The following is a 26231-nucleotide window of genomic DNA, read 5'->3' on the forward strand; positions in this document are numbered from 1 at the left end:
AAGCACATGACTTGTAGAAACTATTTTAACGGCTTGTTAACAAGAAGTTGTTCATAAATATCGTATATTTCATTAATATTAATTAAATCAAAAAATTATGTCAAAGAATACAGGAAATACAATTTTAGCAATTTTAACGGGTGCAGCAATTGGAGCTGGAGTAGGAATTTTATTTGCTCCGGATAAAGGTTCACAAACGAGAGTAAAAATTAAAGAGGGATATAAAGACGCTCAAAAAGATTTAGAAAAGAAATATAAAGAACTTTCTGAGGAAGTAAAAACAAAATTTTCTAGCAGTAAAGTTGATTTTGAGGGAAGCTATGACGATTTACTTTCTAGCATGAGTCATAAAACGGAAGATGTAATTACTTTCCTTGAAAGTAAATTAGCAGAACTGAAACAGAAAAACGCAAGACTTCAGAAATAATTGAAAGTCTTTAAATTTGAAAATAAATAATTAATACATGGCTTTTGAAGAATTAAAAGAGAATGTAGGTGATATTCAAGATCAGGCGCAAGCGTATATTGAAAATAATCTCGCTTATTATAAATTGCGAGCATTCAAAATGGCGATGAAATCGTCTACGACGATTTTAAAGTTCACTTTGATACTATTAGGTTTTAGCATGGTTTTGCTATTTTTTTCTTTCGCACTTGCTTTTACGATTGGAGATTATTTGGATAGTTATCCTTTAGGTTTTCTGATTGTTGGTGGGATTTACCTTGTATTGACAGGACTTTTATTTTTAGTAAGAGACAAGATAGTGGAAGGGCCGTTATTAGAAAAATTTTCAGAAATATTTTTTAACGACTAAACTATGGGATCTAAAAAATATTCATCTTACGCACAAATCGACAGAGAACTGGAGATATTAAAGATTGAAAAAGAAATCAGCTATCAAAAGATTGTTTTAGGCTATCATAGAACTAAGGAAGGTCTTGCACCACATCATTTGCTAAACAATTTCCTAGGGTCCTTTAAAACAGCCTTTAGCGGCTCTTTTGGAGCCATATTAAACATTGCTGTTCCATTTGCACTCAATTGGATAATAAATAGAAAAAGAGGCCGCTAAGCCTCTTTTTTCTGTTATAATAGTAGAAAGTATTATTCCTCTCTTTCAGAGGTATCTTCTTCCTCTTCGTCTTCTATTGGAATAATAGTTTCAGTTTTTGCTTTCGATTTTCTACTTGCTTTTTTCATAGATTCACCCACCATATTACTTGCAGAGAAACTTGCAACCATGTTGTTCAACATATCACTTCCAGCTTGTGGTGAATTAGGTAATAGGATTAGGTTAGAATTAGTATCTGCACCAATGGCTTGTAAAGTATCGTAATGTTGTGTAACCACAATTAATGCAGACGCTTCCTGTGAGTTAATACCAACTCTATTAAGGACATCCACACTTTCTACTAATCCTCTAGCAATCTCTCTTCTTTGATCAGCAATACCTTGTCCTTGTAAGCGCTTGCTTTCTGCTTCTGCTTTAGCTTTGGCTACAATTCTAATTCTTGATGCTTCTGCTTCAAATTCGGCTACTGTTTTTTCTCTATCGGCAGCATTAATTCTATTCATTGCATTTTTTACTTGAATATCTGGATCGATATCAGTTACCAAAGTATTGATAATTGTGTAACCGTAAGTGGTCATTGCTTCGTTTAATTCTCTCTTTACGGCAATTGCGATATCATCTTTTCTTTCAAAAACATCGTCCAATTTTAATTTAGGAACCTCCGCACGAACTACGTCAAATACATAAGAAGTAATTTGGTCATGTGCATATTCTAATTTGTAGAAGGCATCATAAACAGTGTCTTTAACAACCATAAATTGCACAGAAACTTTAAGTTTTACAAAAACATTGTCTTTTGTTTTGGTTTCGATAATTACATCTAATTGTTGGATTTTAAGATTTACTCGTCCAGCCACACGGTCTATTAGTGGTATCTTTAGATGCAATCCAGATTGTCGCACGCTGTGAAATTTTCCAAATCGTTCGATGATAACTGAGGTTTGTTGTCTTACAGTAAAAAAAGAAGACATAAGAATAAATAATCCAAGTACAAGAAGGACAATTAAAATAATGTTCATAATAAATATAATTAAATTAAAATTAAGCTGTTAAAGTACAAAAAAACTTTAATTTTGTTAGTATTTAGTCTAACAATATGAAAAAGCTATATTTTACATCAGTTCTAGTTTTGGTTGCAAGTAGCATTTTTGGACAATATGGCTATCGGGATTCTAATAGGATTGGGGTAACATTAGGAGCAAACCAGCTTAGTTTGAATACCGATAATTTTCAAACAAAACCTGAGCTTGGTTGGAATGCGGGATTATCTATTAGAGGAAATTTTTATGATATGTGGGATATGGTTTATTCACTGCAATTCAGTGAGAATAATTTCTCAGTTCCAACAAAGAAACTTATTGTTCAAAATGTAGATGTCAATTACAAATTGGCTTCGGCTCAAATATCGTTGCAATTAAGTTATATTCTGGTCGAAAACCATTTGAGTGTAGAGTTTGGTCCAATTGTTCAAGTGAATGGAAAGTTCAAAATTGATCCAGAATATAATAAAAACACGATTAATGGCACCACTTTGCTAGCGGAGGACATTTTCGATATTTCTAAATTTAATTTTTATCCAACAATAGGAATCACATCTGGAGTGCGTCATTTTAGATTTAATGTTTCCTATCAATATGGAATCAATAACATGCTTGGAAATTTAAATACTAAAGATTCTGGGATTAATTTTAATGGACACGCCGGAATACTCAATGGAAATATAATTCTATATTTATAAAAAAAGCCTCCGCATTAACGGAGACTTTTCGATTTTTATAAAGTTTCAATTGCTTTTTGAATTCTTTTAATTGTTTCTTCTCTTCCAATGAGTTCTACAATGTCAAATAGGTGAGGGCCTTTTAAAGCGCCAACCAAACTCAAGCGGAAAGGTTGCATTACTTTTCCCATTCCAATTTCATTCTTGCTCATCCAATCTTTTACAATTGTTTCGATATTGACAGAAGTAAAATCAGCGATTTCTTCGACTACAGAAATCAATTCTTGCATTAAAGCCGGAGTTTCTGCCTTCCAGTTTTTACTTGCTTTTTCATCAAAAGATGTTGGAGCAACAAAAAAGAAATCAGCTAGATCCCAAAATTCAGATACAAACGACGCTCTTTCTTTGATTAGGGAAACAATTTTTATTGTCACATCCATCGTAGTCGAGATGCCTTTAGATTCTAAAATAGGAGTGAAGGCTTTCGCCAAATCTTCGTCTTTTTGCTTAATTAAATATTGGTGATTGAACCATTTATTTTTCTCGGGATCAAATTTTGCTCCAGCTTTGTGAATTCTATTTAAATCGAAAGCTTCGACTAATTCTTCTAAAGTATAAATTTCTTTGTCCGTTCCGTCATTCCAACCTAATAAGGCCAAGAAATTAATTACTGCTTCAGGAAAAAATCCTTTTTCTCTGTAACCTGATGAAACTGCATCTTCCGCTTTCCATTCTAATGGAAATACAGGGAATCCTAGTTTGTCTCCGTCACGTTTAGATAACTTTCCATTTCCAATTGGTTTTAAAATCAATGGCAAATGTGCAAATTCTGGAGCGTCCCAACCAAAAGCTCTGTACAGTAAAACATGTAACGGCATGGACGGCAACCATTCTTCACCACGAATTACATGCGAGGTTTCCATTAAATGATCATCCACAATATTTGCTAAATGGTAGGTTGGCATTCCGTCGCTTTTGAACAACACTTTATCATCTAGCAAGCTAGTTTCAAACTTTACATCGCCGCGAATGATATCTTTTAAATGTAATGTTTCATTAACCGGAGTTTTAAAACGGATAACATAAGCAGCTCCATCAGCGATTCTTTTTGCTGTTTCTTCGCTAGAAATTACTAGAGAAGTATCTAATAATTCTCTATTAGTGTGATTATAAATAAAAGTATTACCTTGTTCTTCCTGTTGTTTTCTGGCCGCATCTAAGGTTTCAGGAGTATCAAAAGCATAATAGGCCCATCCAGTATTGATTAATTGGTCAGCATATTGTCTATACAATGGTTTTCTTTCGCTTTGACGATACGGACCAAATTTTTCATTTTTTCCAATCGTTTCATCAGGAGCAATTCCTAACCATTCTAATGCTTCGATGATATAAGCCTCGGCACCGGGAACAAAACGATTTTGATCTGTATCTTCAATTCGTAAATAGAAAACACCATTATTTTTTTTGGCAAACAAATAATTGAATAGGGCAGTACGCACTCCGCCAATATGTAACGGTCCAGTTGGACTAGGTGCAAAACGCACACGAACTTGCTTCGACATTTTTATAAATTTTGATGCAAATATACAATTTCAATCGCTTTAAGTGGAGATATTGAAAACTAGATTATTATAAGATTTTTGAGATTGATTTGCTTTTAACATTTCTTTAATCATATAAATTATTACTTTTAATGGTTATATCAAATATACAGTAGCTTTGGAATCTTCAAATAGTATTTATCGAAAGTTAGAATCATTTATTAGGAAGTATTACACTAACGAATTGATCCGAGGAATAGTACTCTTCATCGGTTTGGGATTGTTGTATTTTCTGTTCACGCTTTTTGTGGAATATTTTCTTTGGCTTAAGCCAACGGGAAGATCTATTTTGTTTTGGACGTTTATTGGAGTAGAAATAATACTTTTATTTCGCTTTATTCTCTTTCCTATATTTAAGTTGTTTAAGTTCCAAAAAGGAATTGATTACGACCAAGCTTCAAAAATTATAGGAAATCACTTTTCTGATGTCAATGATACTTTGACTAATTTTCTTCAACTTTCAAAATCAGATACTGATCAAGCGTCCTCTGAATTGCTTTTGGCTTCGATCGATCAAAGAGCAAAAGCACTGCAACCAATACCTTTTGGTAATGCCATCAATTTTAATTCTAATAAGAGGTATTTGCCATTTGCGATTGTTCCCATTTTTCTTTTTCTGTTTTTATATTTGTCTGGAAATAATGCCGTGATTTCTCAAAGTCTGCATAGAGTAGTTCATTTTAACGATAGTTTTTTACCGCCCGCACCTTTTAAATTTGTTGTGCTAAACAATAATTTGCAAACGGAGCAGAATAAAGATTTCATGCTAAGAATTAAAACGGAGGGAAAGGTAGTCCCTGAAAATGCTATGATTTTCATTAATGGCGAGAGTTATTTTATGGAGAATATCAAACCTGGTGAGTTCCAATTTAAAATTACAAAACCTACCACTGATGTATTGTTCCACGTGGAGGGTAACAAAGTTTCTTCGGAAGATTATGAGTTGAAAGTTATTGCTGTTCCTGCGATTGCTAATTTTGAAATGCAATTAAATTATCCATCCTATTTGAGTAAAGAGTCGGAAGTGGTGAAAGGAACTGGAAATGCTGTAATCCCTGAGGGTACGAGAGTTACTTGGAGAATTAGCTCAATGGCGACTAAAGATATTTCATGGTCTAATGAAACTGTACGTTTTCAATTTAATAAGAACGATAAATTGTTTTCATTATCTAAAAAGATTACTCAAAATACAGAATACCAAATTATTACTTCTAACGAACGGGTAAAAGAGTATGAGAAACTGAATTATCAGCTAACAGTTATTAAGGATCAGTTTCCTACGATCACTGCGGGTAATGCACCAGACAGCTTAAAGGTCGATAAAAGTTTTATTTTGGGACAAATTGCTGATGATTATGGTTTGTCTAGACTACAAGTAGTTTATTATCCTAAGAACAAACCAGAGGCGGTTAAACGTGGAACTATACCGATTAAGAATGTTCCTTATGAGCAATTTCTATTTTCTTTCCCTAGTTCGCTAATTGTAGAGCAAGGAGTTTCTTATGAGTATTATTTTGAAGTTTTTGATAATGATGCCCTACATGGTTTTAAGAGTTCTAAATCTTCTGTGTTTTCTAACCGTATTGCGACAGACGAGGAAGAGAAAAGTCAATTATTGCAGGAACAAAATAATACGATTAATAGCCTTCAAAAATCTTTAAAAAAACAAGACAAGCAATTATCTGATATAGATAAATTACAAAAGACTGGGAAGGAAAAGGATCAATTTGAATTTAAAGATCAACAAAATGTAAAAGATTTTATTGAGCAGCAAAAGAGACAGGATGAAATGATGAAGGAGTTTGCTAAGAAAATGAAAGAGAATTTGGAACAGTTGAAAACTGCGCCAAAAGATGATGCAAAGGAAGAGTTGAAGAAACGTTTAGAAAAAGCAGATGAAGATTTAGAGAAGAATCAGAAATTACTTGAGGAGTTAAAGGAGTTGAACGACAAAATTAAAAACGAAGAGTTACTAAATAAATTAGATCAGTTTAAGCAGAATAGTAAAAATCAGGTTAAGAATTTAGAACAGTTAGTGGAACTGACGAAGAAGTATTATGTAGAAAAAAGGGCGGAGCAATTAGCCGATAAATTAGATAAGCTTTCAGAGAAACAAGATAAGTTAGCAGATAATGAAAAAGATAATTCTGCTGAAAAGCAAAAAAATATTAATGCTGAATTTGATACTATTAGAGACGAACTAAAAGAATTGGATAAGGATAATTCCGAATTGAAATCACCAGTAGATTTGCCTGATGATGCTGCCACAGAAAAATCCATTGTTGATGATTTGAAGAAAGCGAGTGATGAACTTCAAAAAGAAAACAAAGGCAAGGCTAAACCAAATCAGAAAAAGGCCGCTGATAAAATGAAGAAAATGGCTAAGATGATGGAAGAAAGTTTAGCAGGAAGTGAGAAGGAACAGATGGAAGAAGATGTTAAAATGTTGCGACAAATTTTAGATAATTTACTTGCTTATTCTTTATCACAGGAATATGTAATGTTGCAACTAAAAGACTTGAAAAAAGGCTCTCCGTCCTTCAATAAAAGCATTAAACTACAGCAGGATTTAAAACTACAATTCAAACATGTTGATGACAGTTTGTTTGCGTTGTCTTTGCGGAACCCAAAAATTGCCGAGGATATTACTAAAGAGATTGGGAATGCGCATTACAATATTGATAAATCCTTAGTGAGTTTATCAGACGCTCAAGTTCCAAAAGGATTATCTCATCAACAGTATGCGGTATCGTCTGCTAACAAATTGGGAGATATATTGAGTGACATTATGAATAGTATGCAAATGTCTTTATCTGGAATGGATAGTGGAAAACCCAAGCCAGGCAGCGGTGAAGGAATGCAGCTTCCTGATATAATTAAAAAGCAACAAGGGCTGGGGGAGAAGATGAAGGAGGGAATGGGAAAAGGGCAAAAGCCTGGTGAAGGTAAAGATGGTGAAAAGGGAGAAGGAGGGAAGAAAGGTGAAGGAGGCGCTCAAGATGGTGGAACGGGAGAAGGTGATGCAAAAGCGTTATTAGAAATCTACAAAGAGCAACAGCAAATCCGAGATGCCTTAGAGAACGAACTTAAGAAGCAAGGCTTAGGTGGTAGTGGCCAGAATGCTCTAGAACAGATGAAGCAGATTGAAAAACAATTACTGAACAAAGGTTTTAAGAATGAAACTTTGCAAAAAATAATTAATGTAAAGCAAGAATTGTTAAAATTAAACACTGCCATTCAGCAGCAAGGAGAAGAAAAGAAGCGTCAAGCAGAGACTAATATAAGAGAGTTTAATAATCATTCTAAAGCGTTGCCAGAGGGATTGTTAGATTATTTAAATAGCATTGAGATATTAAACAGACAATCGTTACCTTTGCGCTCCAATTTTAACCGCAAGGTTCAAGAATATTTTAATAAAAAATGATCAATTTTAATTACGAAAGCGAATTCAACTTAGAGAATGAAGAGGCTATTGGAAACTGGCTATCTGCTGTTATTTTGTCTGAAGGTAAGAAGGAAGGCGAAATCAATTACATCTTTTGTGATGATGAGTACTTACATAAAATTAATTTAGAATATTTAAATCACGATGATTTGACTGATGTAATTAGTTTTGATTACACGATGGGGAATGAAATTAGCGGAGATGTTTTCATTTCTGTTGAACGTGTTCAGGATAATGCAGGGGATTTTAAGGTGGCTTTTGAAGAAGAATTAAGAAGAGTAATTGTTCACGGAGTTTTGCATTATTGCGGATACAAGGACAAAGGAGAGAAGGATGAGCAGTTGATGCGTTCTAAAGAAGACGAAAAACTAGCGCTGTTCCACGTGGAACAGTAAGTGACTAATCCCTTTTAAGTTTAGTAATGTTTCACGTGGAACAAAGTACTGTTGGTTTAGATTTTATCTTAATTGTTTTAAAATGTTTCACGTGGAACAAACAGTAAGAGTGTTGTAATTAAACCAGGGTTAATAGTCGTAATGCAAAATTAGTAAATAAAGATTTCAATTCTAGCAATGCTTTGGTGTTGGGATCTTACCCCCGAGTCTCGGGGTAAATTAATATAATAAAATGTTTCAAGAAGAATATGATGTGATTGTAGTGGGTGCTGGACACGCCGGTTCTGAGGCTGCTGCTGCTGCTGCAAACTTGGGTTCGAAAACCCTATTGGTTACCATGAGCCTACAAAACATTGCACAAATGTCTTGTAATCCCGCTATGGGCGGAATTGCAAAAGGACAAATTGTGAGAGAAATTGATGCGCTTGGTGGATACTCTGGAATTGTGTCAGACAGAACGGCAATTCAATTCAAGATGTTGAACAAATCGAAAGGTCCTGCAATGTGGTCCCCTCGTGTTCAAAGTGACCGTATGCGTTTTGCTGAGGAGTGGAGGATGATGCTAGAGGGAACTCCAAATCTTGATTTTTATCAAGAAATGGCTAAAGGCTTATTGATTGAGAACGGAAAGATAAAAGGAATTGTTACTGCGCTCGGAATCGAAATTAAAGCAAAATCTGTGGTACTGACCAATGGTACTTTTTTAAACGGATTGATCCATATTGGCGATAAAAATTTTGGTGGTGGTAGAGCGGGCGAAAGTGCTTCTCATGGAATTACCGAAGATTTAATTAATGCGGGTTTTGAAGCGGGAAGAATGAAAACGGGAACGCCTCCAAGAGTTGATGGACGTTCTTTAGATTATTCGAAAATGAATGAAGAAAAGGGAGATGCCAAACCAGATAAATTTTCTTATTCTGATATTACTACTCCGTTGGTTCATCAAAGGTCGTGTCATATGACCTACACTTCTTTGCAAGTACACGACATATTGAGAGAAGGTTTTGATCGTTCGCCAATGTTTAATGGAAGAATTAAAAGTCTCGGCCCTAGATATTGCCCATCGATCGAAGATAAAATTAATCGTTTTGCTGATAAAGAAAGACATCAATTATTTATCGAGCCAGAAGGATGGAAAACTTGTGAGGTGTATGTGAATGGTTTTTCTACTTCACTTCCAGCCGATATTCAGTATAAGGCGATGCAATCTGTAGCTGGTTTTGAAAAAGTAAAATTCCTTCGTGCTGGTTATGCAATCGAATATGATTATTTTCCGCCAACGCAATTAAAACATACTTTGGAAACGAAGTTGGTTGAAGGTTTGTATTTTGCCGGGCAAATTAATGGAACTACGGGTTATGAAGAAGCGGCTTCTCAAGGTTTGATGGCAGGTATTAATGCGCATTTAAAAGTACACGAAAAAGCGCCTTTGATCTTGAAAAGAGATGAAGCTTATATCGGAGTTTTAATTGATGATTTAATTACCAAAGGAACAGAAGAACCTTATCGTATGTTTACTTCAAGAGCTGAATATAGAACTTTGTTGCGTCAAGATAATGCCGATTTTAGATTGACGCCTATGTCGCATGAAATAGGCTTAGCTTCTGAAAAGCGTTTGCGCCGTATGGAGCATAAGCTTAAAGAATCAGAAAAAATGGTTTCGTTTTTTAGAGAGACTAGTGTTAGTGTTGCAGAAGCGAATCCAATATTAGAATCAAAGGATACTGCGCTAATTAGTCAAGGTGATAAATTGTTTAAAGTGTTCTCTCGACCTCAAATTGATATGGAAGATATCATGAAGTTTGAAAAAGTGAAAACATATATTGAAGAAAATGATTTAGATCAGGAAATTCTAGAGCAAGCAGAAATTCAAGTTAAGTATTCGGGTTATATCGACAAGGAAAGAAACAATGCTGATAAATTAACTCGTTTAGAAGACGTGAAAATTCCTGAGGATTTTGATTACGAAAAAATTAAATCAATGTCTATTGAAGCAAAACAAAAGTTGAGTAAAATTCGACCAGTGACAATTTCACAAGCATCTAGAATAAGTGGCGTTTCTCCAAGTGATGTTTCGGTACTGTTGATTTATATGGGAAGATAAGGAAGTGTTCAGTATTCAATTTGTTGGGATACTTGATATAAATTTAGTTTAAGAAATATTTGATTTCCGGAAACTGAAGACTGACAACTGTAAACTGAATACTAAATATATGTTCCACGTGAAACTACGGCCGAAAGCCTTGTTATTACTAAGAAAATTGTATTTTAAAATAATAATATTAATTTAATGTTTGTTTTTCAATCTTAAAAATTGAACTGAAGACTGAAAACTGCGACCGATTACTAAAAATGGATATTTCGAATAAAAAACATTTCCTCTCTGTAAAAGACCATTCTGTTTCTGAAGAAACATTTGATTTGTACCACGATGAAACAATGGATATGTTAATTACATCTCCGCAACCAAGCCTAGAAAACTTGGGTAAGTATTATGAAAGTGAAGATTATATTTCGCATACAGATTCAAAACGATCGTTATTTGAAAAAGCATATCATTTTGTAAAAAACATTGCTTTAAAAAATAAATTGGATCTTATCAATTCGCAGCAGCCTAAAAAAGGAAGAATTTTAGACATTGGCGCTGGTACTGGAGATTTTTTGGCTGTGGCCAAAGACAACGGTTGGCAAACAGTAGGAGTGGAGCCAAGTGATAAAGCCAGAGCAATTGCTTTCAAAAAAGAAGTTTCCTTTGTTGAAAATACTTTGGAAGTAGAAAGTCATTCATTTGATGTGATTACAATGTGGCATGTTTTAGAACACGTTCCTAATTTGAATAATCAGATAAAAGAATTAAAAAGGTTGTTAAAACCTTCTGGTACTTTAATTGTCGCTGTTCCTAATTTTAAATCTTTCGATGCAAAACATTATGGAGCTTTTTGGGCAGCTTATGATGTGCCAATTCATTTCTGGCATTTTTCGAAAAAAGCAATAAAACTGCTTTTCGAAAAAGAAGACATGAAATTAGAAAAGGTACTTCCTATGAAATTTGACTCTTTTTATGTGAGTCTGTTGTCAGAAAAGTACAAATACGGAAAAATGAATTTTATTAAAGCATTTTTTATCGGATGGCAGTCGAATATTAAAGCCAAGCGAAATTTTGAATATTCGTCCCATATTTACGTTCTAAAAAACAACTAAATTGAATTTTAGACTTATTTAAGCTATGATTTTCCGCGTAACGAGTATTTGTGTTGCCTATTTTTAGTTTGCAGCTTATTTAGGCGCTATTAAAGTCGATTTTTATAGGGATAAGTTATAAGTTCATCTTTTTTAATAATAAAATCTGATAGTATAATTTTAAGCCAATTTTTATAGTTTTTTAGGATACTATCTATTTTTTTATATTTTTGCTATACATACATAAATTAGAAACAAACCAAAATGAAAAAAGTATTATTAATTATCGCAATTTCTATTTCAGTTATTGCTTGTAACAAAACCGCAGAGGTCAAAGAAGTAAAAACGGCATACGTTGACACTTCGGAATTGATGAAAGAATATACGGAGGCGAAAGATCTTGAAGCGAAATATAAAGCACAGTCTGAAGAAAAAGGCCGACAATTAGAAGCGGAGATTAATCGTTTTAAACAAGATGCAAGTAATTTTCAATCGCAAGCACAAGCTAACGGACAAGAATGGGCGCAGAAAAAAGGTGCTGAATTGCAAAAAAGAGAGCAGCAATTGAGTTATGCACAACAAGCATTAGCGCAACAATTGCAACAAGAAAGCGGTACAGAAATGGATTCTCTAGTAAGTGGAGTAAAAAAATTCATTAAGGCATACGGTAAAGAAAAAGGATATGCTTATATCTACGGTACAGGTGATGCAGCTTCAATCTTATATGCTGAAGATAAGTTTGACATTACAAAAGAAATTATTAAAGGATTAAATGACAAATACAAAGCGACTGCTAAAACAGAAGCTAAATCGGAAGATAAAAAAGAAGAGAAGAAATAATTTTCTATTTTTATAAAACTCAAAAGCCTTCATTCTTACTTTAGAATGAAGGCTTTTTTATTGTTTTTCGAATTATAATTGTGAATTTTTACTCTCAGAAATAGCGTACTTTTACGTTTTTATTTTTCTCAAATATATACGCCTAATGCAAACCGTTTCTGAAGCAGCTGCTTATACCTTACAATTCATCAACCAAACCCAACGCTCCGTTTTTTTAACTGGAAAAGCGGGAACGGGAAAGACCACGCTTCTAAAGGAAATCATAGCAACTACTCACAAAAATACGGTTGTCGTGGCGCCTACGGGTATTGCTGCTTTAAACGCGGGTGGTGTTACCATTCATTCTATGTTTCAGTTACCGTTTGGTGGATTTATTCCTGCCTTTGGAGTGGATTCTCAGTTTACAGATACCGTGAAATTTGAATCTAAAGATACTTTACGTCGCCATTTTAAAATGAGCGGGTTGAAGAAATCGGTTATTCGAAATATGGAATTACTAGTGATTGACGAAGTGAGTATGCTACGCGCTGATTTGCTGGACGCTATGGACTACATGATGCAAACAGTGCGTAAGAACGCAACTCCTTTTGGAGGGGTTCAAGTATTATTTATAGGAGATTTATTACAATTGCCTCCGGTCATTCGCGATGAGGAATGGCGTACGCTGCGGAATTATTACAAAGGAAAGTTCTTTTTCCATTCGCATGCGGTACAGCAAAGTCCGCCATTGTATATTGAATTATCAAAAATATACCGTCAAACCGACACTGAGTTCATCTCAGTTTTGAATAATTTACGGAACAATCAGATTACAGCAGTCGATGTTCAGGTGCTGAATAAATATGTTAAACCGGATTTTGATTTAAAAAATAACAAAGGTTATATCACGCTAACGACCCATAATAACAAGGCCGATGCTATGAACTCACAAGCCTTGGAAGATTTGAAAGGGGAGTTGATTACCTACAAGCCAGATATTGTAGGTGATTTTCCAGAGAAGATTTTCCCAATAGAGGAAAGTTTACAGTTAAAATTAGGCGCACAGGTGATGTTTGTGAAAAACGATCTTTCTTTCGAAAAAAACTATTTCAACGGAAAAATGGGAATTATTAAATCACTTTCGAGCCAGGAAATTCTGGTTCATTTTCCCGAAGAAGATAAAACCATAGAAGTTGAAAAATACGAATGGCAAAACATTCGTTATAAAATCGATCCTGCGACAAAGGAGATAGAGGAGGAGGTCTTAGGGACTTTTGTACATTACCCGATCAAGTTAGCTTGGGCGATTACTGTACATAAAAGCCAGGGATTAACTTTTGAAAAGGCTGCAATCGATGTTTCACAAGTTTTTATGCCGGGACAAGCGTATGTTGCATTATCTCGTTTGCGTTCGTTAGAAGGGCTTATTTTGCTTTCTCCGTTGCGTATGAACGGCATTTCTAATGACCAGGATGTCATGGATTACTCTTTAAACAAGGCTTCAGAAGAATTGTTGAAGAACTCGCTGCATTTTGAAACTAAGAATTTCATTCATAACTATCTGATGCACAGTTTTGACTGGGCTAATCTAGCGCAGGAATGGCGCAACCACAAGTACAGCTATGGTGAGCAGTCGGAAAGTTCTGCTAAATCGAAACATGCGCTTTGGGCCACAAAGCAAATGGAAGCTATCGATTTTCTTTTGAATCCATCCAAAAAATTCATGGGCCAACTCAATAAAATATTCAATAATGAAACCGTCGATTTAATTCATGTTTCTGAGCGGATTGAAGCTGCTATTGGTTATTTCTTAAAACCCATGGACGAGCTAGTTTTTGAAATCCTCTGGAAACTGGAGGAAGTGAAGCGCGTCAAGAAAAGCAAGGCGTATTATGACGAACTGATCGTGCTCGAAGAATTACAAACTAAGGCCGTTTTGCGATTGATGAAAGCCAAGCTATTGATAGAAACCGTTGTCGCAGGTGAACCTATTTCGAAGGAAAAACTAACCTCTGACGAGATCAAGAAATATATCAGCAGAAAAACTGAAGCGATTCAGAACCAATTTAAGAAAGCAAATGTCACTTTGATCGAGGACGAAGCCGACTTGCAACGCTATACTTCTAAAAAAGCGACCAAGAAAGCACCTAAAAAATCGACCGTTCAGGAAACCTATGAGTTGTGGGTAGAAAAAAATTCAATTGCTGATATTGCTAACATTAGAGTGCTAACAATACAAACTATTTACTCGCATTTTGTCCAACTGATACAAACAAAAGCCGTGTCTATTACGGACGTTTTACCCGAGGATAAAATTCAGACATTAGCGCAAGCTTTCCAAGGTTATAAAGAGGAATCGCTAAACGCATTAATGGAAAAAAACAGCGGTAAATTTACTTGGGACGAAGCCCGAATGTACAAAGCGACTTTGAATTAGTTTGTTTATTGGGAGCTGAACGTTTATGAATTCTTAGAATGAATGCTCGCGTTAAACGTTTCAATCTTTTCTTTTTTTAAAAAAAAAGAAAAGGATTTTCTCCCTGCGCTTCGGGACTATCGGGGCTATGGAGGAAGTTTGGTTTTCTTGAATCAATTTAGCTTTAACTAGTCATTGCTTCGCCTATTCGGGGAAACCTTCGAGTCCGACATAGGAGGAATCTAATCAAACAAATCTGCAACTCTCGGCTGCGCTGATAATTTTGTAGACGAATAGTTAGCGCGGATTTAAGGTACAATTCTGCGCTGTCTTGGTTAAAAACACATTATTTGGAATGATATTCTTGTCGTTATTCAATTGTCTAGCCCAGATAAGAGCGGCATCCTCTTGTGGTCTCCTCTTTTTGAGACCACAAGAGATATAGCGGTTAGCTGGAGATTGCTCCTAAAAAAATACCCCAAATAGCTTTTCGCTTTTTTGGGGTAGTCTAAACCATTACGGTTTTAATTTTATAGTGACTCTATTAAAAGCCAAGCTTCTGGATTGTCATTTTTTTGGATTTCTCGCTTCGCTTTATCTGCTTCGGCAAATGTGGCATAACTTCCATAAAGGACAGGGTATAAACCATATTTGTTAATTCCGATGCGTCTGGCTTTGTAACCTTGGTCAGAAAGACGCTTGTATATTTTTTCAGCATTTTTTTCCTCTCTAAAAGCGCCTGCCATAATATGATAGGACATTTTGCTTTCTTTTACAGAAAGAGTTACAGCTGGTATTGGACTTTTTATAAAGAAAGTTGCCTCTTGAATTTTATTATTTACTTGTTTCTGAACTGATTTTTCAACCAAAACAGTTTCTGAAGCAATCTGGTTTTGATACGCGGTATAACCCACGCTACCTGCTAATCCTAATCCTAAAACAAAAATTGCGACATATTTTAGATACGAACGGCCGCTTCTTTCTTCAGTGTCTAAAGTGATTACAGTATTCTCTTCTAGTGCGTCGATTTTTTGTTCGAAAATTTCTCTTTTTACAACTGGAGAAACAAAGGCGCTTAAACCGAAAGAGCTCGATAAATAATTGGTCTGATCTGATGGTTTGAAAATAATATTATTGTCAGCGTTAAGACTGATGTCTCCAATGTTTTTTATCGAAAAACTACCGTTTGCCTCCAATGCTTTTTTCCAGTTCAATACTTCGTATTGAATAGCGCTTACGGCATAGTCATAAGAAGTTTTTTCTGCTTGGGCAATGTGGTTGGCTAAAAGGCCATCGTTATTTTTTAAATTGGCATTGAAAGAAATCATCTTTTTTGGAGGAAAAAATGAATTTGCACTTTCAATCCACTGAGCCGATTGGATTTCAGTCAAAAATGCACCGAATCCAGGAACGGTAACACATTGATAACGATATAAAAGCTGCGCGATGTAAGGTTCGATGTTCATACAGACAAAGTTATACAATGAAAATAGTTATCAAAATTTTATTCACAATTTTTATTAACAATCTGCGCGATTTTTTTATACATTTCAGAAACAATTATTTACGATGTCAGAACAGGATTTATTTTATTTATTGGCCTTGCAAAGGGTAGAGGGAATTGGCGATATCATGGCCAAAAAATTGCTGATGCATTGCGGTAGTGCCGAGGTTGTTTTTAAAACCAAAACCACGCAACTTGCCGCAATTGACGGTGTGGGTTCGATGACGCTTAAAAATCTAAAAGACAAATCTGTTTTTGACAAAGCCAATGCAGAACTGGAGTTTATCAAATCCAATGATATAACTACTGTTTATTTTCAAGATGAAAAGTACCCAGACAGATTGAAACATTGTATTGACGGACCACTTTTATTATTCACTTCTGGAAATATTGATTTAAAAAACCGAAAAATAATCAGTATTGTGGGAACCCGTCAAATCACTTCTTACGGTATGGAGTTTTGCCGGAAGCTGATTGAAGACTTGGCGCCGCTAGATCCCATTATTGTAAGCGGTTTTGCTTATGGAGTGGATATCGTGGCGCATCAAATGGCTATGGAAAATAATCTGCAAACGATAGGAGTGGTGGCGCACGGTTTGAACCAAATTTATCCCAAAACTCACAAAAAGTATGTAGCTAAAGTAGAGGAGAATGGTGGGTTCATAACGGAATTCTGGAGTTCCTCCAATCCTGATAAGGAAAATTTTGTGCGTCGCAACCGAATCGTTGCGGGAATGAGTGAAGCTACGATTGTAATAGAATCAGCGGATCGAGGTGGTTCGTTGATCACGGCTAATATAGCCAATGATTACAACCGTGATGTTTTTGCGGTTCCAGGTCGAGTAACTGATAAGTATTCTCAAGGCTGCAATAACCTAATCAAAACCCAAAAAGCAAATGTACTTACCAGCGCCGCTGATCTAGTATATATCTTGAATTGGGATATTCAGAAGGAATCTAAACCAGTACAAAAACAATTGTTTGTCACTCTGGACGAGGACGAGCAAAAGGTATACGATTATCTGTTGAAAACAGGTAAAGAAGTTATGGATATTATCGCTCTTCGTTGTGATTTTCCTATTTACAGAATCTCAGGATTATTATTGAATATGGAGCTCAAAGGTGTGGTACGGCCTTTGCCGGGGAAATTATTTGAGGCGATTTGATTTTATATAATAAATCCCCTTCAGGGTTTTAATCCCTGAAGGGGATGAGTGGAAAGAATTGTAATTATAAAAACAAAACCCTTTCCGTTTTGAAGGGAAAGGGTTTTGTTTTCAAGAATGATTTGTAAATTAATTTACTTCATACCCTAATTTTACTCTTACTCTAGCAAGTACTGCATTTGCAACTGTGGCTGCTTTAGCCGCACCAATTTTCAACAGCGCATCTACTTCAGCGTGATTGTTCATATAGTAATTGTATTTCTCTCTTTCCGTTTTGAAGGTTTCGCAGATTAACTCAAACAAGGCTTGTTTGGCGTGTCCATAGCCGTAATTTCCGCCCAAGTAATTAGCAGTCATAGTTGCTAATTGCTCTTCTGATGCTAATAATTTATAGATTGCAAATGCGTTACAGGTTTCTGGATCTTTCGGGTCTTCCAGTGGTGTGCTGTCGGTTTCAATACTCATCACCTGTTTGCGAAGCGTTTTATCGTCTAAAAATATATTGATAAGGTTATTGGCTGATTTGCTCATTTTTCCGCCATTTGTTCCAGGAATTAGTTTGCTATCCTCCTGAACTTTAGCTTCTGGAAGTACAAAGGTTTCTCCCATCTGGTGGTTGAATCTTGAGGCTACATCACGGGTGATTTCAACATGTTGCAATTGATCTTTCCCTACCGGAACAAACTCGGCATCGTATAGTAATATATCGGCAGCCATCAACATTGGATACGAAAATAAACCTGCGTTTACATCATCTAAACGATCCGCTTTATCTTTAAATGAATGTGCTAATGTCAAACGTTGAAAAGGGAAAAAACAACTCAAATACCACGACAATTCTGCTGTTTGCGGAACATCAGACTGTCTGTAGAAAACTACTTTGTCGACATCTAGTCCACAAGCCAACCAAGCTGATGCTGTGCTGTACGTGTTTGTACGCAAGGTTTCGCCATTTTTTATTTGCGTAATCGAATGTAAATCAGCTATAAAAAGGAATGATTCGTTTTCAGGCTTATTCGATAATTGTATTGCCGGTATAATTGCGCCAAGTAAGTTTCCAAGATGTGGAGTTCCTGTACTTTGAACGCCTGTAAGTATTTTTGCCATTTTGATTTATTTCTAATTCGCAAAGTTCGCAAAGTTTTTTATTTTTTTGTGGTAAAATTAAAAAACTTACTCAAAGCTTCTCAGAGGTTAAAGGCAAAGAAAATTCGCGAGGATTTGTAGTTTTTTTGGTGTATAGCTATGATTTTAATTTGTGGATATATGCGAAATATAATTATAGCAATAAATTCTCTTGCAGGTTAACAGAGTAAAAGTATATTGGATACAGGCCAAGACTGATAAAACCATAGATTTTGTGCATCTTTGAGTCTTTCTTTGCGCATCTCTGCGTAATATCAGTCAATATACTTATTCTATAATTCGAAATTTTATAATGAAGATAACATTGCATTCCTTACTTTTGGGCTTATGAAAGGAATAAAAATAATTTTTTGGACTTTATGGCGGATGTGGTTTTATGTATTATTTACTATTCCCATAGTGGTTATGTTGCCATTTTTAGTGTTGTCCATTATTTCTGAAAAAGGCTATCCTTATTATTTTAAAATGTCGCGAATTTGGGCCAAATTCATTCTCTTCGGAATGGGGTTTTATTATAAAATCGAAAAAAATCAAACTTTTGAACCCAATGAAAGCTACATGATTGTGGCCAATCATACTTCGATGGCTGATATTATGCTCATGCTTGCTACGGTAAAAAATCCTTTTGTTTTTGTCGGAAAGTCGGAGCTGGGTAAGATTCCGTTATTTGGTTTTTTCTACAAGCGAACTTGTATTTTAGTAGACAGAGGTTGTTCTAAAAGCCGTTTGGAAGTTTTTAATGAGGCACAAAAAAGATTAGATCGCGGCTTGAGTGTTTGCATTTTTCCCGAAGGTGGTGTTCCAGATGATGAGTCCCTACTTTTGGATACTTTTAAAGACGGGGCTTTTCGCCTCGCGATTGAACACCAAATTCCGATAGTCCCTATCACTTTCGCTGACAATAAAAAGAGACTTTCTTATACTTTTTTCAGTGGTGGTCCCGGATTAATGCGCGTAAAAATTCATCCCCAAATTCAAACCCTTGGAAAAACTGGAGCTGACAGAAGACAGATCAGAGAGGAAGTTCGGGATGTTATCTACAATCAGTTAGTAGAATTTGAAAGCAGTAATTTAAAAACGGTAACTGATACCGGAATATAATCCAATGTAAATGGGGTTGAAATTACTCGAATCATTAGAATAACTATTCAGTTGGTATTTGATCATCGGTTCAAAATTAATTTGGAATGATTTCACAAATTCATATTCGAATCCAAGTCCAAAATTAGTGCTGAAATGTATTGGATTCAAATTGCTTGCCTCTCCTAATTTCACATTTGCCTGGGGAGCAACTAATGAAATTTCGTTTTGATTCAAAAACAAAGTACTAACACCACCAATGATATTGATAGCAAATTTTTTGTCCAAAATTGCGTAGGAAAGCTCAACTGGAATTTCATAGTACCCCATTTTTTGATTGATTGAACCTGTACTAGTTTTTTGTAAATCTTTTTCCAATAAAGTTAGTCCGTTAAAACTTGCTTGATTTAGGATTTCTATGGATTCATTTGAGGTATAATTAACGTTGGCTAAGCTGTGTGTATTTAATCCAGCTGCATAAGCGACGTCATTAGTGTTATATCCCACTGAAAACGCATTAATTCCTGAACGTAAGGCAAGTTTATTACTCAAAGCATAGTTAACCCCAATTCCCACACTAAAGCCATTATCGGCGGTTTTATTGTTGGTAGATAATTGTGGGTCGATTGCTGAGCCGCTAGCCTTTGTATTAATATACATTGCGGCTATATTTGGCACTATTTCCCATTTATTTTTTGCCTCTTTAAGAACAACTTGTTCTTTTGCCTTAAGAAGTTCCTCAAGCTCATTAGGACCAGATTGTTTTACTTCAATGTTAGTTTGAGTAATTTTAGAATCTTTTTTATCTTCTAAAATGATCTCGTTATTATCTTTTTTCGAAAGAGATGCTGTTGACGAAGCATTCCTTGGATTGCTTTCTTCAGTAATAGCTTGATCTGCAGTAGTTGTTCCGTTTATAAATGTAGGTTCTATTTGAAAAGCGGTAGCCTTATTTTTATGTACAGTTGCATTAGCCTTGCTTTTTTGTTTCCTCTTTGTAGAAGCCGGAGGTAGCTTTTTTCCTTTTATTTGCTCATCATTAGACAATGCTATTTGGGCTGCTTTTTGTGGCTGTGATTCTTTGGCATCGTTTGTTGATTTAGTAGCAATGGAATCAGTACGTAATGGGGGAGTTATGACAATTTCAGGATCTAAAATGATAGGACTTTTAGGTTCGTTACTCGTTTTGAAAATAGTATTCAAAGCGAAGAAACAAAAAAATAAAGCAGCAACCATACCAGTATATTTAAACCATATTGGTAGTAGCTTTCGTTCCTTATTCTCTTCCTGCAAAGCAGCTTTAATGTTTAACCAAGCTTGCTCATTAGGTTCTGTTTCAAAATCTTTGAATTTTTCTTGAAACAATCGGTCTATGTTTTTTTTATTTTTCATTTTGCCGATGATTCGTATTTATTTTCAGTAATAATTTCTATTTTTTCTTTCAAAATCATTCGTGCTCTAAAAAGATTTGATTTTGTTGTTCCTGTCGAAATGTTTAACATTTCACTTATTTCTTTATGCGAATAGCCATCGAGTACATACAAACTAAAAACAATTCGATATTGATCTGGTAATTCATGAATGATTTGCATTAGGTATTCGAGAGAGATGTTTTCGTCGTCAACTTCCGCTTGTACATCTTCAATTGTATCGTCTACAACCTCCATAAACCGAACTCCTTTGTATTTTTGGAGTGCATTATTTATAAGTATTCTTTTGGCCCAGCCTTCAAAAGAACCTTTGCCACTGTACTGTTCTATTTTTCGAAAAATAATTAGAACACCATCCTGTAGATTGTCTTGCGCATCTGCATAGCTGGCTGAATATTTTAAACATACCCCAAAGAACTTCTTCGCAAACAATAGATATAGTTGCTCTTGAGCCTTGGGGCATTTTTTTTTACATTCACTAATTATTTGTTCTAACACCACAGAATTACACTATATTTAGTCGACAACCTGAATTTCTACTTCTTCAAATAGATCTTTTCCGTCAATATCTTTTCCTTTATAAAACTTAAAAATATAAGTTCCTGTATTTGTTACACTAAAATTAAAAGAAACTTCTGACTCAGCAGGAAGTTCGGTAGTACATGTTTCATTGGTTTTTACTGCAGCTTGTATTGCAATAGTCCTAGTATTTAAATCTTTAGCATAATAGATTCCTTGATATAAATGGCATGCTGTAGGTTTTTGATACTTCAATTTAATTTCATAGGTTTTTCCTAATTGGAAGCTTTCAGGAAGTGTATAGCTCTCAATAGCTAGAACTTCATATTGATAATTATCTTGGTAATCATCATTGATACTGCAACTTAAAAAAGTTGTAACTGTTACTAATAGTAAAATAATTCTTTTCATCTTTTCAATAATTTAATTTATTATAAATAAGGGAGTTTTATTAGAAAATAATCCGCCCACTTTTTCATAGATGCTAGTTTTTATAAAAGGTTGCGTTAGAAAAGCGCTTTTTTTTTAATTGGTCTAATTTTATATTCAATTGAGAAAATTATTCCTTTAAAATTTATACAAAGGTTATAAAAAAAGAGGTTGTTAAGTGAATAACAACCTCTTTTAAAGAATTATGAAGCAGCGCTTACAGTTATGGTTTGCGTTACAAACTCTGTTTCTGATTTTTTAAAGTTTAGAATGTAAGTTCCTTCAGTTGCAGCTTTAAATTTGTAAGTTGTTTTTTTAGTAGCTGGAGTGGTGTCACAAGTAGTTCCTTCTTGTTTTGTTTCAACTTCAATAGTCTTTGTTTTTTCGGCAGAAGTTTCAATAAATTTATTAAATACTCCACAATTGTTTTCTACTGCATACGTTACTTCAAGAGCAATTTCTTCATTTAATTTTGCGGTTGTAGGTCCAGTTACCTCCGTTACAAATGTCTTTTTAGTTACAATTGTTGGCGCATCATCGTCATTACTACAAGAAGCTAATCCAGCTGTTACAAATAATACTAACGCCGCTGCTTTTAATCTTAAATTTTTCATTTTTTTCATTTATAAGTTAATAATCATATACAAGATGATTACAAAATGAAAAGGTTGCTTCAAAAGTATTTTTTCTTTCGAAAAAGTGATAAATAGCTAAAAAAAAGATGCTCGAATAGTATCCGAGCATCTCTTATTATTTGCCATAAAGAACTATTAAGCGTCAGCTAATTCTTTTATTCTAGCTTTAATTTTTAGTTCAAGTTCATCCGCTAATTCTGGGTTGTCTTTTATTAAAGATTTTACAGCATCACGTCCTTGTCCTAATTTAGTTTCACCGTAACTAAACCATGAACCTGCTTTTTTAATGATTTCAAACTCTACAGCAAGATCTAAAATCTCTCCTGTTTTTGAGATTCCTTCACCGTACATGATATCAAATTCAGCGATTTTAAAAGGTGGAGCTACCTTGTTTTTAACAATTTTCACCTTTGTTCTATTACCAAGAACGTTATCACCATCTTTAATTTGTGTAGAACGACGAATGTCTAAACGTACCGAAGCATAAAACTTCAATGCATTTCCACCGGTAGTCGTTTCTGGATTTCCAAACATTACACCAATTTTCTCTCTCAATTGATTGATAAAGAAAACGGTACAATTTGTTTTACTGATTGTTCCTGTTAATTTTCTTAACGCTTGAGACATTAAACGCGCATGAAGACCCATTTTAGAATCTCCCATTTCACCTTCAATCTCACTTTTTGGAGTCAAAGCAGCAACGGAGTCAATAACCACAATATCAATTGCACCTGAACGGATCAAGTTTTCAGCAATTTCTAATGCTTGCTCTCCATTATCAGGTTGAGAAATAATTAGGTTTTCGATATCTACGCCTAGTTTTTCAGCATAATTTCTATCGAAAGCATGTTCGGCATCAATAAAAGCGGCGATTCCACCTGCTTTTTGAGCTTCTGCAATAGCGTGCAGAGTTAATGTAGTCTTTCCAGATGATTCTGGACCGTATATTTCGATTATTCGACCTCTTGGATAACCATTAACACCTAATGCTAAATCTATTCCTAAAGACCCTGAAGAAATAGTTTCTACTTCAACAATGGCTTTGTCGCCCATTTTCATTACCGTTCCTTTTCCGTAGGTTTTATCTAGTTTGTCAAGGGTAAGTTGTAGCGCTTTTAATTTTGCTTCTTTTTCTGTACTCATCTTCTCTTTCTCTTTTACTTTTTCTACTTTTTCTTTCATCTATATGTATTATTTTTCTATCTTTAACAAACTAACAGCGTGTATTTTTACGCAGTTAGTTTTATTTAAAATCAATTGTACCTTATCGTAAAAATACTTCTTTTTACGATGTGAAAATTCCCTTTCAAGATTATTTTTAAATCCTTGGATTTCTTCTAAAAAGACAGTGCTAAATTCTCAATTCTTACATAAACAATGCTTTCAATTCTGTAGCGTCTGCGGGTTTGATTTTTCCTGCCAATAGTAAACTCAATTGCTTGCGTCTTAGCGCAGCATCAAAACGCTGTTGCTCTAATTCTGTTTCTGGGATTATTTGGGGTACTTCTACTGGTCTTCCCGTGTCATCGACGGCAACAAAAGTATATATAGCTTCGTTAGCCTTGGTTTTATTTCCAGATTCTCTGTCTTCTACCCAAATGTCGATAAAAATTTCCATTGAACTCTTGAAAGCTCTTGTAACTTTGGCCTCAACAGTAACTACACTTCCTAGCGGAATAGCTCTATTAAAAGCCACGTGATTTACTGATGCTGTAACCACTATTCTTCTCGAATGTCTTCTTGCGGCAATACTTGCAGCACGATCCATACGTGCTAGTAATTCACCACCAAAAAGATTATTCAATGGATTTGTTTCACTTGGCAACACTAAATCAGTTAGTATAGTCAATGATTCTGAAGGATGTTTTGGTCTCATTTTATATGTCAATGTAATTACTTTTCTTAATTTTTTATTTCTAATTTAACCAATACACGGCCATTACTGCAGGTATAAAATAGATTACTATGGTTCTTGCTCCGTCATAATCTTTTGCTAATCGTTGTCCGAATAGTAACATTATTAGAGTGATACAAGAAAAAATTGCTCCGTAAAATCCAAATAGCCTACCGTTATTAATTAATAATTCAATGCAACCTACAATACACAAAATTCCAGATATCAATTCTAGAACTAAGATATTTGCTAATGCCAAAGGCACTTTGTTTCTTAATGGAGTTTTCGCAAAATGACCTTTTAACCAATCGATATTATCTTTCCAATAAAACAGTTTGTCATAACCAGATTGTAGAAAAGAGATTGCTAAAAAAATTAATATTAAAATGGAGGCAACGTTGTTCATATAATTATTTTTTATGGATTAGACGTGTGAGTTTGATTGATAAATCTGTTAAAATAATTTTTGCACTTCCGTTGCGTTCAATGTGATACATGGCATCGGAGAGTTCTTTAAAAATATCGTGAATGTTATTCCCATTTACAAAAGGAGCAAAATTTTCTAGTTTAAATTTTTCGACTTTTGGTTCAAAATAAACTAAACCTTTAGTCTCATAATTCATCATTAAAGCCTGACGGAACATTTCGATACAAAACTGAAGAAATTTCTTTTGTGTTTCTCTTCCCAATGCAGCAATTTTTTCACTCCAAAGAATCAAATCTTGAATCGCAGCAGCGTTTCCTTTTGCTTTAAATGCCGCTCGAACCCAGGTAACAAACCATTGTTCAAATGGATGTTCCTCGTCATCAGAACGAAGTAAATGTAAGGCAATGTTATAATTCCCTTGTGCCTGATGTGCGATTTTTGCCGCTATATTTGGATCAACTTGTTCTCGAGCCACCAGGGCTCCTGCGATAATTGGTTCACTCAAACCATTAAAATGTAAAATCTGGCAACGGGAACGAATCGTTTGAATTAAATCCTCTTCATTTTCAGTAATCAAAATAAAAACCGTCTTTTCTGGTGGTTCTTCCAGCAGTTTTAATAATTTATTGGAAGCAGAAATATTTAGTTTATCGGCCATCCAAATAATCATAATTTTATAACCGCCTTCGTATGATTTTAAAGATAGTGATTTTAGAATTTCCTGAGCATCATCCACTCTTATTTCGCCCTGCTTGTTTTGAACGCCTAATATGGCGTACCAATCAAATAAACCACCATAAGGAGTTTGAGTTATGAATTGCCTCCAATCAGTAATAAAATCAATACTTTTTGGGTTTTTCTTCACTTCTTCAGTCGTTACAGTAGGGTAGGCAAAGTGTAAATCAGGATGTGATATTTTTTCGAACTTTAGATTGCAGGCTTGGTTACTACCTGAATTTTCTCCGTTTTGATTGCTACATAAAATATATTGGGCATAGGCAATCGCCATAGGCAAAGTTCCCGAACCTTCTGGGCCAACAAACAATTGTGCGTGCGGGATTCTACCCAAATCGGCACTGCGTGTCAGATGATTTTTAATGTGTTCTTGCCCTAATATTTCTGAAAATTGCATAAAGCAAAGATAGAAGAAATTGGGTTAGTCTAAAATTTTAGTTGGCAAAGTTTATTTAATATACGGATTGGAAAAGACGGTACATTCTTGTTATTTGGATTAGCTGAAATCATGCGTTTTTTAAATAAAAATCATATTCATGATTAAAAGAATAAAGTAGTTGTTGATTTACATCGTTTTCGTTACGAATAATCACTAGTTTTTGACTTTTTCGAATATAGTA

Annotated in this window: 24 protein-coding genes; 12 read left to right on the forward strand and 12 right to left on the reverse strand. The window is 34.8% G+C overall.

The genetic code is table 11. The annotated features are described in order from the left end of the window. The first annotated feature begins 97 nt into the window (after nt 1–97). Genes FQU23_RS04150 through FQU23_RS04160 form a run of 3 tightly spaced genes read left to right on the forward strand, consistent with a single transcriptional unit; the run spans nt 98 to nt 1073 of the window. The gene (locus FQU23_RS04150) at nt 98–427 is read left to right on the forward strand and encodes a YtxH domain-containing protein (protein ID WP_132109702.1); all 330 of its coding nucleotides are present in this window, start codon (nt 98–100) and stop codon (nt 425–427) included. 37 nt (nt 428–464) lie between these two features. Further along, nucleotides 465–815 (forward strand): phage holin family protein, encoded by a 351-nt coding sequence (locus FQU23_RS04155; protein ID WP_147672708.1) that lies wholly within the window; start codon nt 465–467, stop codon nt 813–815. A 3-nt stretch (nt 816–818) separates the two neighbouring features. Continuing rightward, nucleotides 819–1073 carry a DUF6327 family protein gene (locus FQU23_RS04160; RefSeq protein WP_147672709.1) on the forward strand — a complete coding sequence of 85 codons (255 nt, stop codon included), beginning with the start codon at nt 819–821 and terminating at the stop codon, nt 1071–1073. 32 nt (nt 1074–1105) lie between these two features. Here FQU23_RS04160 and FQU23_RS04165 read toward each other — a convergent pair whose 3' ends face one another. Beyond that, nucleotides 1106–2092 (reverse strand): SPFH domain-containing protein, encoded by a 987-nt coding sequence (locus FQU23_RS04165; RefSeq protein WP_132109705.1) that lies wholly within the window; start codon nt 2090–2092, stop codon nt 1106–1108. 77 nt (nt 2093–2169) lie between these two features. Between FQU23_RS04165 and FQU23_RS04170 the strand changes: the two genes are divergently transcribed. Next, nucleotides 2170–2811 (forward strand): outer membrane beta-barrel protein, encoded by a 642-nt coding sequence (locus tag FQU23_RS04170; protein ID WP_147672710.1) that lies wholly within the window; start codon nt 2170–2172, stop codon nt 2809–2811. Nucleotides 2812–2846: 35 nt separating this feature from the next. On the opposite strand, the gene gltX is transcribed toward FQU23_RS04170, so the two are convergent. Beyond that, a complete protein-coding gene (gene gltX / locus FQU23_RS04175; RefSeq protein WP_147672711.1) occupies nt 2847–4352 on the reverse strand; it encodes a glutamate--tRNA ligase in 1506 nt (501 codons plus the stop codon). Nucleotides 4353–4509: 157 nt separating this feature from the next. Here gltX and FQU23_RS04180 point away from each other — a divergent pair, with 157 nt between their 5' ends. The 6 genes from FQU23_RS04180 to FQU23_RS04205 all read left to right on the forward strand — a co-directional run bounded on the left by FQU23_RS04180 (nt 4510) and on the right by FQU23_RS04205 (nt 14667). Then, nucleotides 4510–7815, forward strand: coding sequence for a DUF4175 family protein (locus FQU23_RS04180; protein WP_147672712.1), 3306 nt, complete (start codon nt 4510–4512; stop codon nt 7813–7815). Further along, nucleotides 7812–8231 (forward strand): rRNA maturation RNase YbeY, encoded by a 420-nt coding sequence (ybeY, locus tag FQU23_RS04185; protein WP_147672713.1) that lies wholly within the window; start codon nt 7812–7814, stop codon nt 8229–8231. The genes FQU23_RS04180 and ybeY overlap by 4 nt, the downstream gene beginning before the upstream one ends. Before the next feature lie 232 nt (nt 8232–8463). Then, nucleotides 8464–10335, forward strand: coding sequence for a tRNA uridine-5-carboxymethylaminomethyl(34) synthesis enzyme MnmG (mnmG, locus tag FQU23_RS04190; RefSeq protein ID WP_147672714.1), 1872 nt, complete (start codon nt 8464–8466; stop codon nt 10333–10335). A gap of 248 nt (nt 10336–10583) precedes the next feature. Beyond that, nucleotides 10584–11432, forward strand: a complete 849-nt coding sequence (locus FQU23_RS04195) for a class I SAM-dependent methyltransferase (protein ID WP_147672715.1) — start codon at nt 10584–10586, stop codon at nt 11430–11432. 243 nt (nt 11433–11675) lie between these two features. Continuing rightward, nucleotides 11676–12251: an OmpH family outer membrane protein gene (locus FQU23_RS04200; protein WP_147672716.1), complete on the forward strand. Its 576-nt coding sequence runs from the start codon at nt 11676–11678 to the stop codon at nt 12249–12251. Between the two features lie 145 nt (nt 12252–12396). Further along, a complete protein-coding gene (locus tag FQU23_RS04205; protein WP_147672717.1) occupies nt 12397–14667 on the forward strand; it encodes a helix-turn-helix domain-containing protein in 2271 nt (756 codons plus the stop codon). Nucleotides 14668–15176: 509 nt separating this feature from the next. On the opposite strand, the gene FQU23_RS04210 is transcribed toward FQU23_RS04205, so the two are convergent. Beyond that, on the reverse strand, nt 15177–16112 hold the full coding sequence (locus FQU23_RS04210) for an SPOR domain-containing protein (protein ID WP_147672718.1): 936 nt from the start codon (nt 16110–16112) through the stop codon (nt 15177–15179). A 103-nt stretch (nt 16113–16215) separates the two neighbouring features. Between FQU23_RS04210 and dprA the strand changes: the two genes are divergently transcribed. Further along, complete coding sequence (gene dprA / locus FQU23_RS04215) at nt 16216–17316, forward strand: DNA-processing protein DprA (protein WP_147672719.1); 1101 nt, start codon at nt 16216–16218, stop codon at nt 17314–17316. 129 nt (nt 17317–17445) lie between these two features. On the opposite strand, the gene trpS is transcribed toward dprA, so the two are convergent. Then, the gene (trpS, locus tag FQU23_RS04220) at nt 17446–18423 is read right to left on the reverse strand and encodes a tryptophan--tRNA ligase (RefSeq protein WP_147672720.1); all 978 of its coding nucleotides are present in this window, start codon (nt 18421–18423) and stop codon (nt 17446–17448) included. A 366-nt stretch (nt 18424–18789) separates the two neighbouring features. On the opposite strand from trpS, the gene FQU23_RS04225 reads away from it, so the two are divergent. Further along, nucleotides 18790–19563, forward strand: coding sequence for a lysophospholipid acyltransferase family protein (locus FQU23_RS04225; RefSeq protein ID WP_147672721.1), 774 nt, complete (start codon nt 18790–18792; stop codon nt 19561–19563). Here FQU23_RS04225 and FQU23_RS04230 read toward each other — a convergent pair. From FQU23_RS04230 to FQU23_RS04265, 8 genes are all read right to left on the reverse strand, one after another. Next, entirely contained in the window at nt 19534–20934 is a 1401-nt protein-coding gene (locus tag FQU23_RS04230; protein ID WP_147672722.1) for an outer membrane protein, read from the reverse strand. The genes FQU23_RS04225 and FQU23_RS04230 overlap by 30 nt on opposite strands. Next, nucleotides 20931–21473, reverse strand: a complete 543-nt coding sequence (locus FQU23_RS04235; protein WP_132109719.1) for an RNA polymerase sigma factor — start codon at nt 21471–21473, stop codon at nt 20931–20933. The genes FQU23_RS04230 and FQU23_RS04235 overlap by 4 nt, the downstream gene beginning before the upstream one ends. Before the next feature lie 15 nt (nt 21474–21488). Then, entirely contained in the window at nt 21489–21902 is a 414-nt protein-coding gene (locus FQU23_RS04240) for a hypothetical protein (protein ID WP_147672723.1), read from the reverse strand. A gap of 221 nt (nt 21903–22123) precedes the next feature. Then, nucleotides 22124–22534 carry a hypothetical protein gene (locus tag FQU23_RS04245; RefSeq protein ID WP_147672724.1) on the reverse strand — a complete coding sequence of 137 codons (411 nt, stop codon included), beginning with the start codon at nt 22532–22534 and terminating at the stop codon, nt 22124–22126. 156 nt (nt 22535–22690) lie between these two features. Then, on the reverse strand, nt 22691–23698 hold the full coding sequence (gene recA, locus FQU23_RS04250) for a recombinase RecA (RefSeq protein ID WP_132109983.1): 1008 nt from the start codon (nt 23696–23698) through the stop codon (nt 22691–22693). A gap of 223 nt (nt 23699–23921) precedes the next feature. Next, nucleotides 23922–24431, reverse strand: a complete 510-nt coding sequence (locus FQU23_RS04255) for an acyl-CoA thioesterase (RefSeq protein WP_132109722.1) — start codon at nt 24429–24431, stop codon at nt 23922–23924. A gap of 40 nt (nt 24432–24471) precedes the next feature. Continuing rightward, nucleotides 24472–24855: a DoxX family membrane protein gene (locus FQU23_RS04260; RefSeq protein ID WP_147672725.1), complete on the reverse strand. Its 384-nt coding sequence runs from the start codon at nt 24853–24855 to the stop codon at nt 24472–24474. Nucleotides 24856–24859: 4 nt separating this feature from the next. Then, on the reverse strand, nt 24860–26008 hold the full coding sequence (locus FQU23_RS04265) for an ATP-binding protein (protein ID WP_147672726.1): 1149 nt from the start codon (nt 26006–26008) through the stop codon (nt 24860–24862). Nucleotides 26009–26231: the final 223 nt, after the last annotated feature.

The organism is Flavobacterium sp. XN-5 (genome assembly GCF_008033395.2).
Lineage (GTDB): Bacteria > Bacteroidota > Bacteroidia > Flavobacteriales > Flavobacteriaceae > Flavobacterium > Flavobacterium hiemivividum.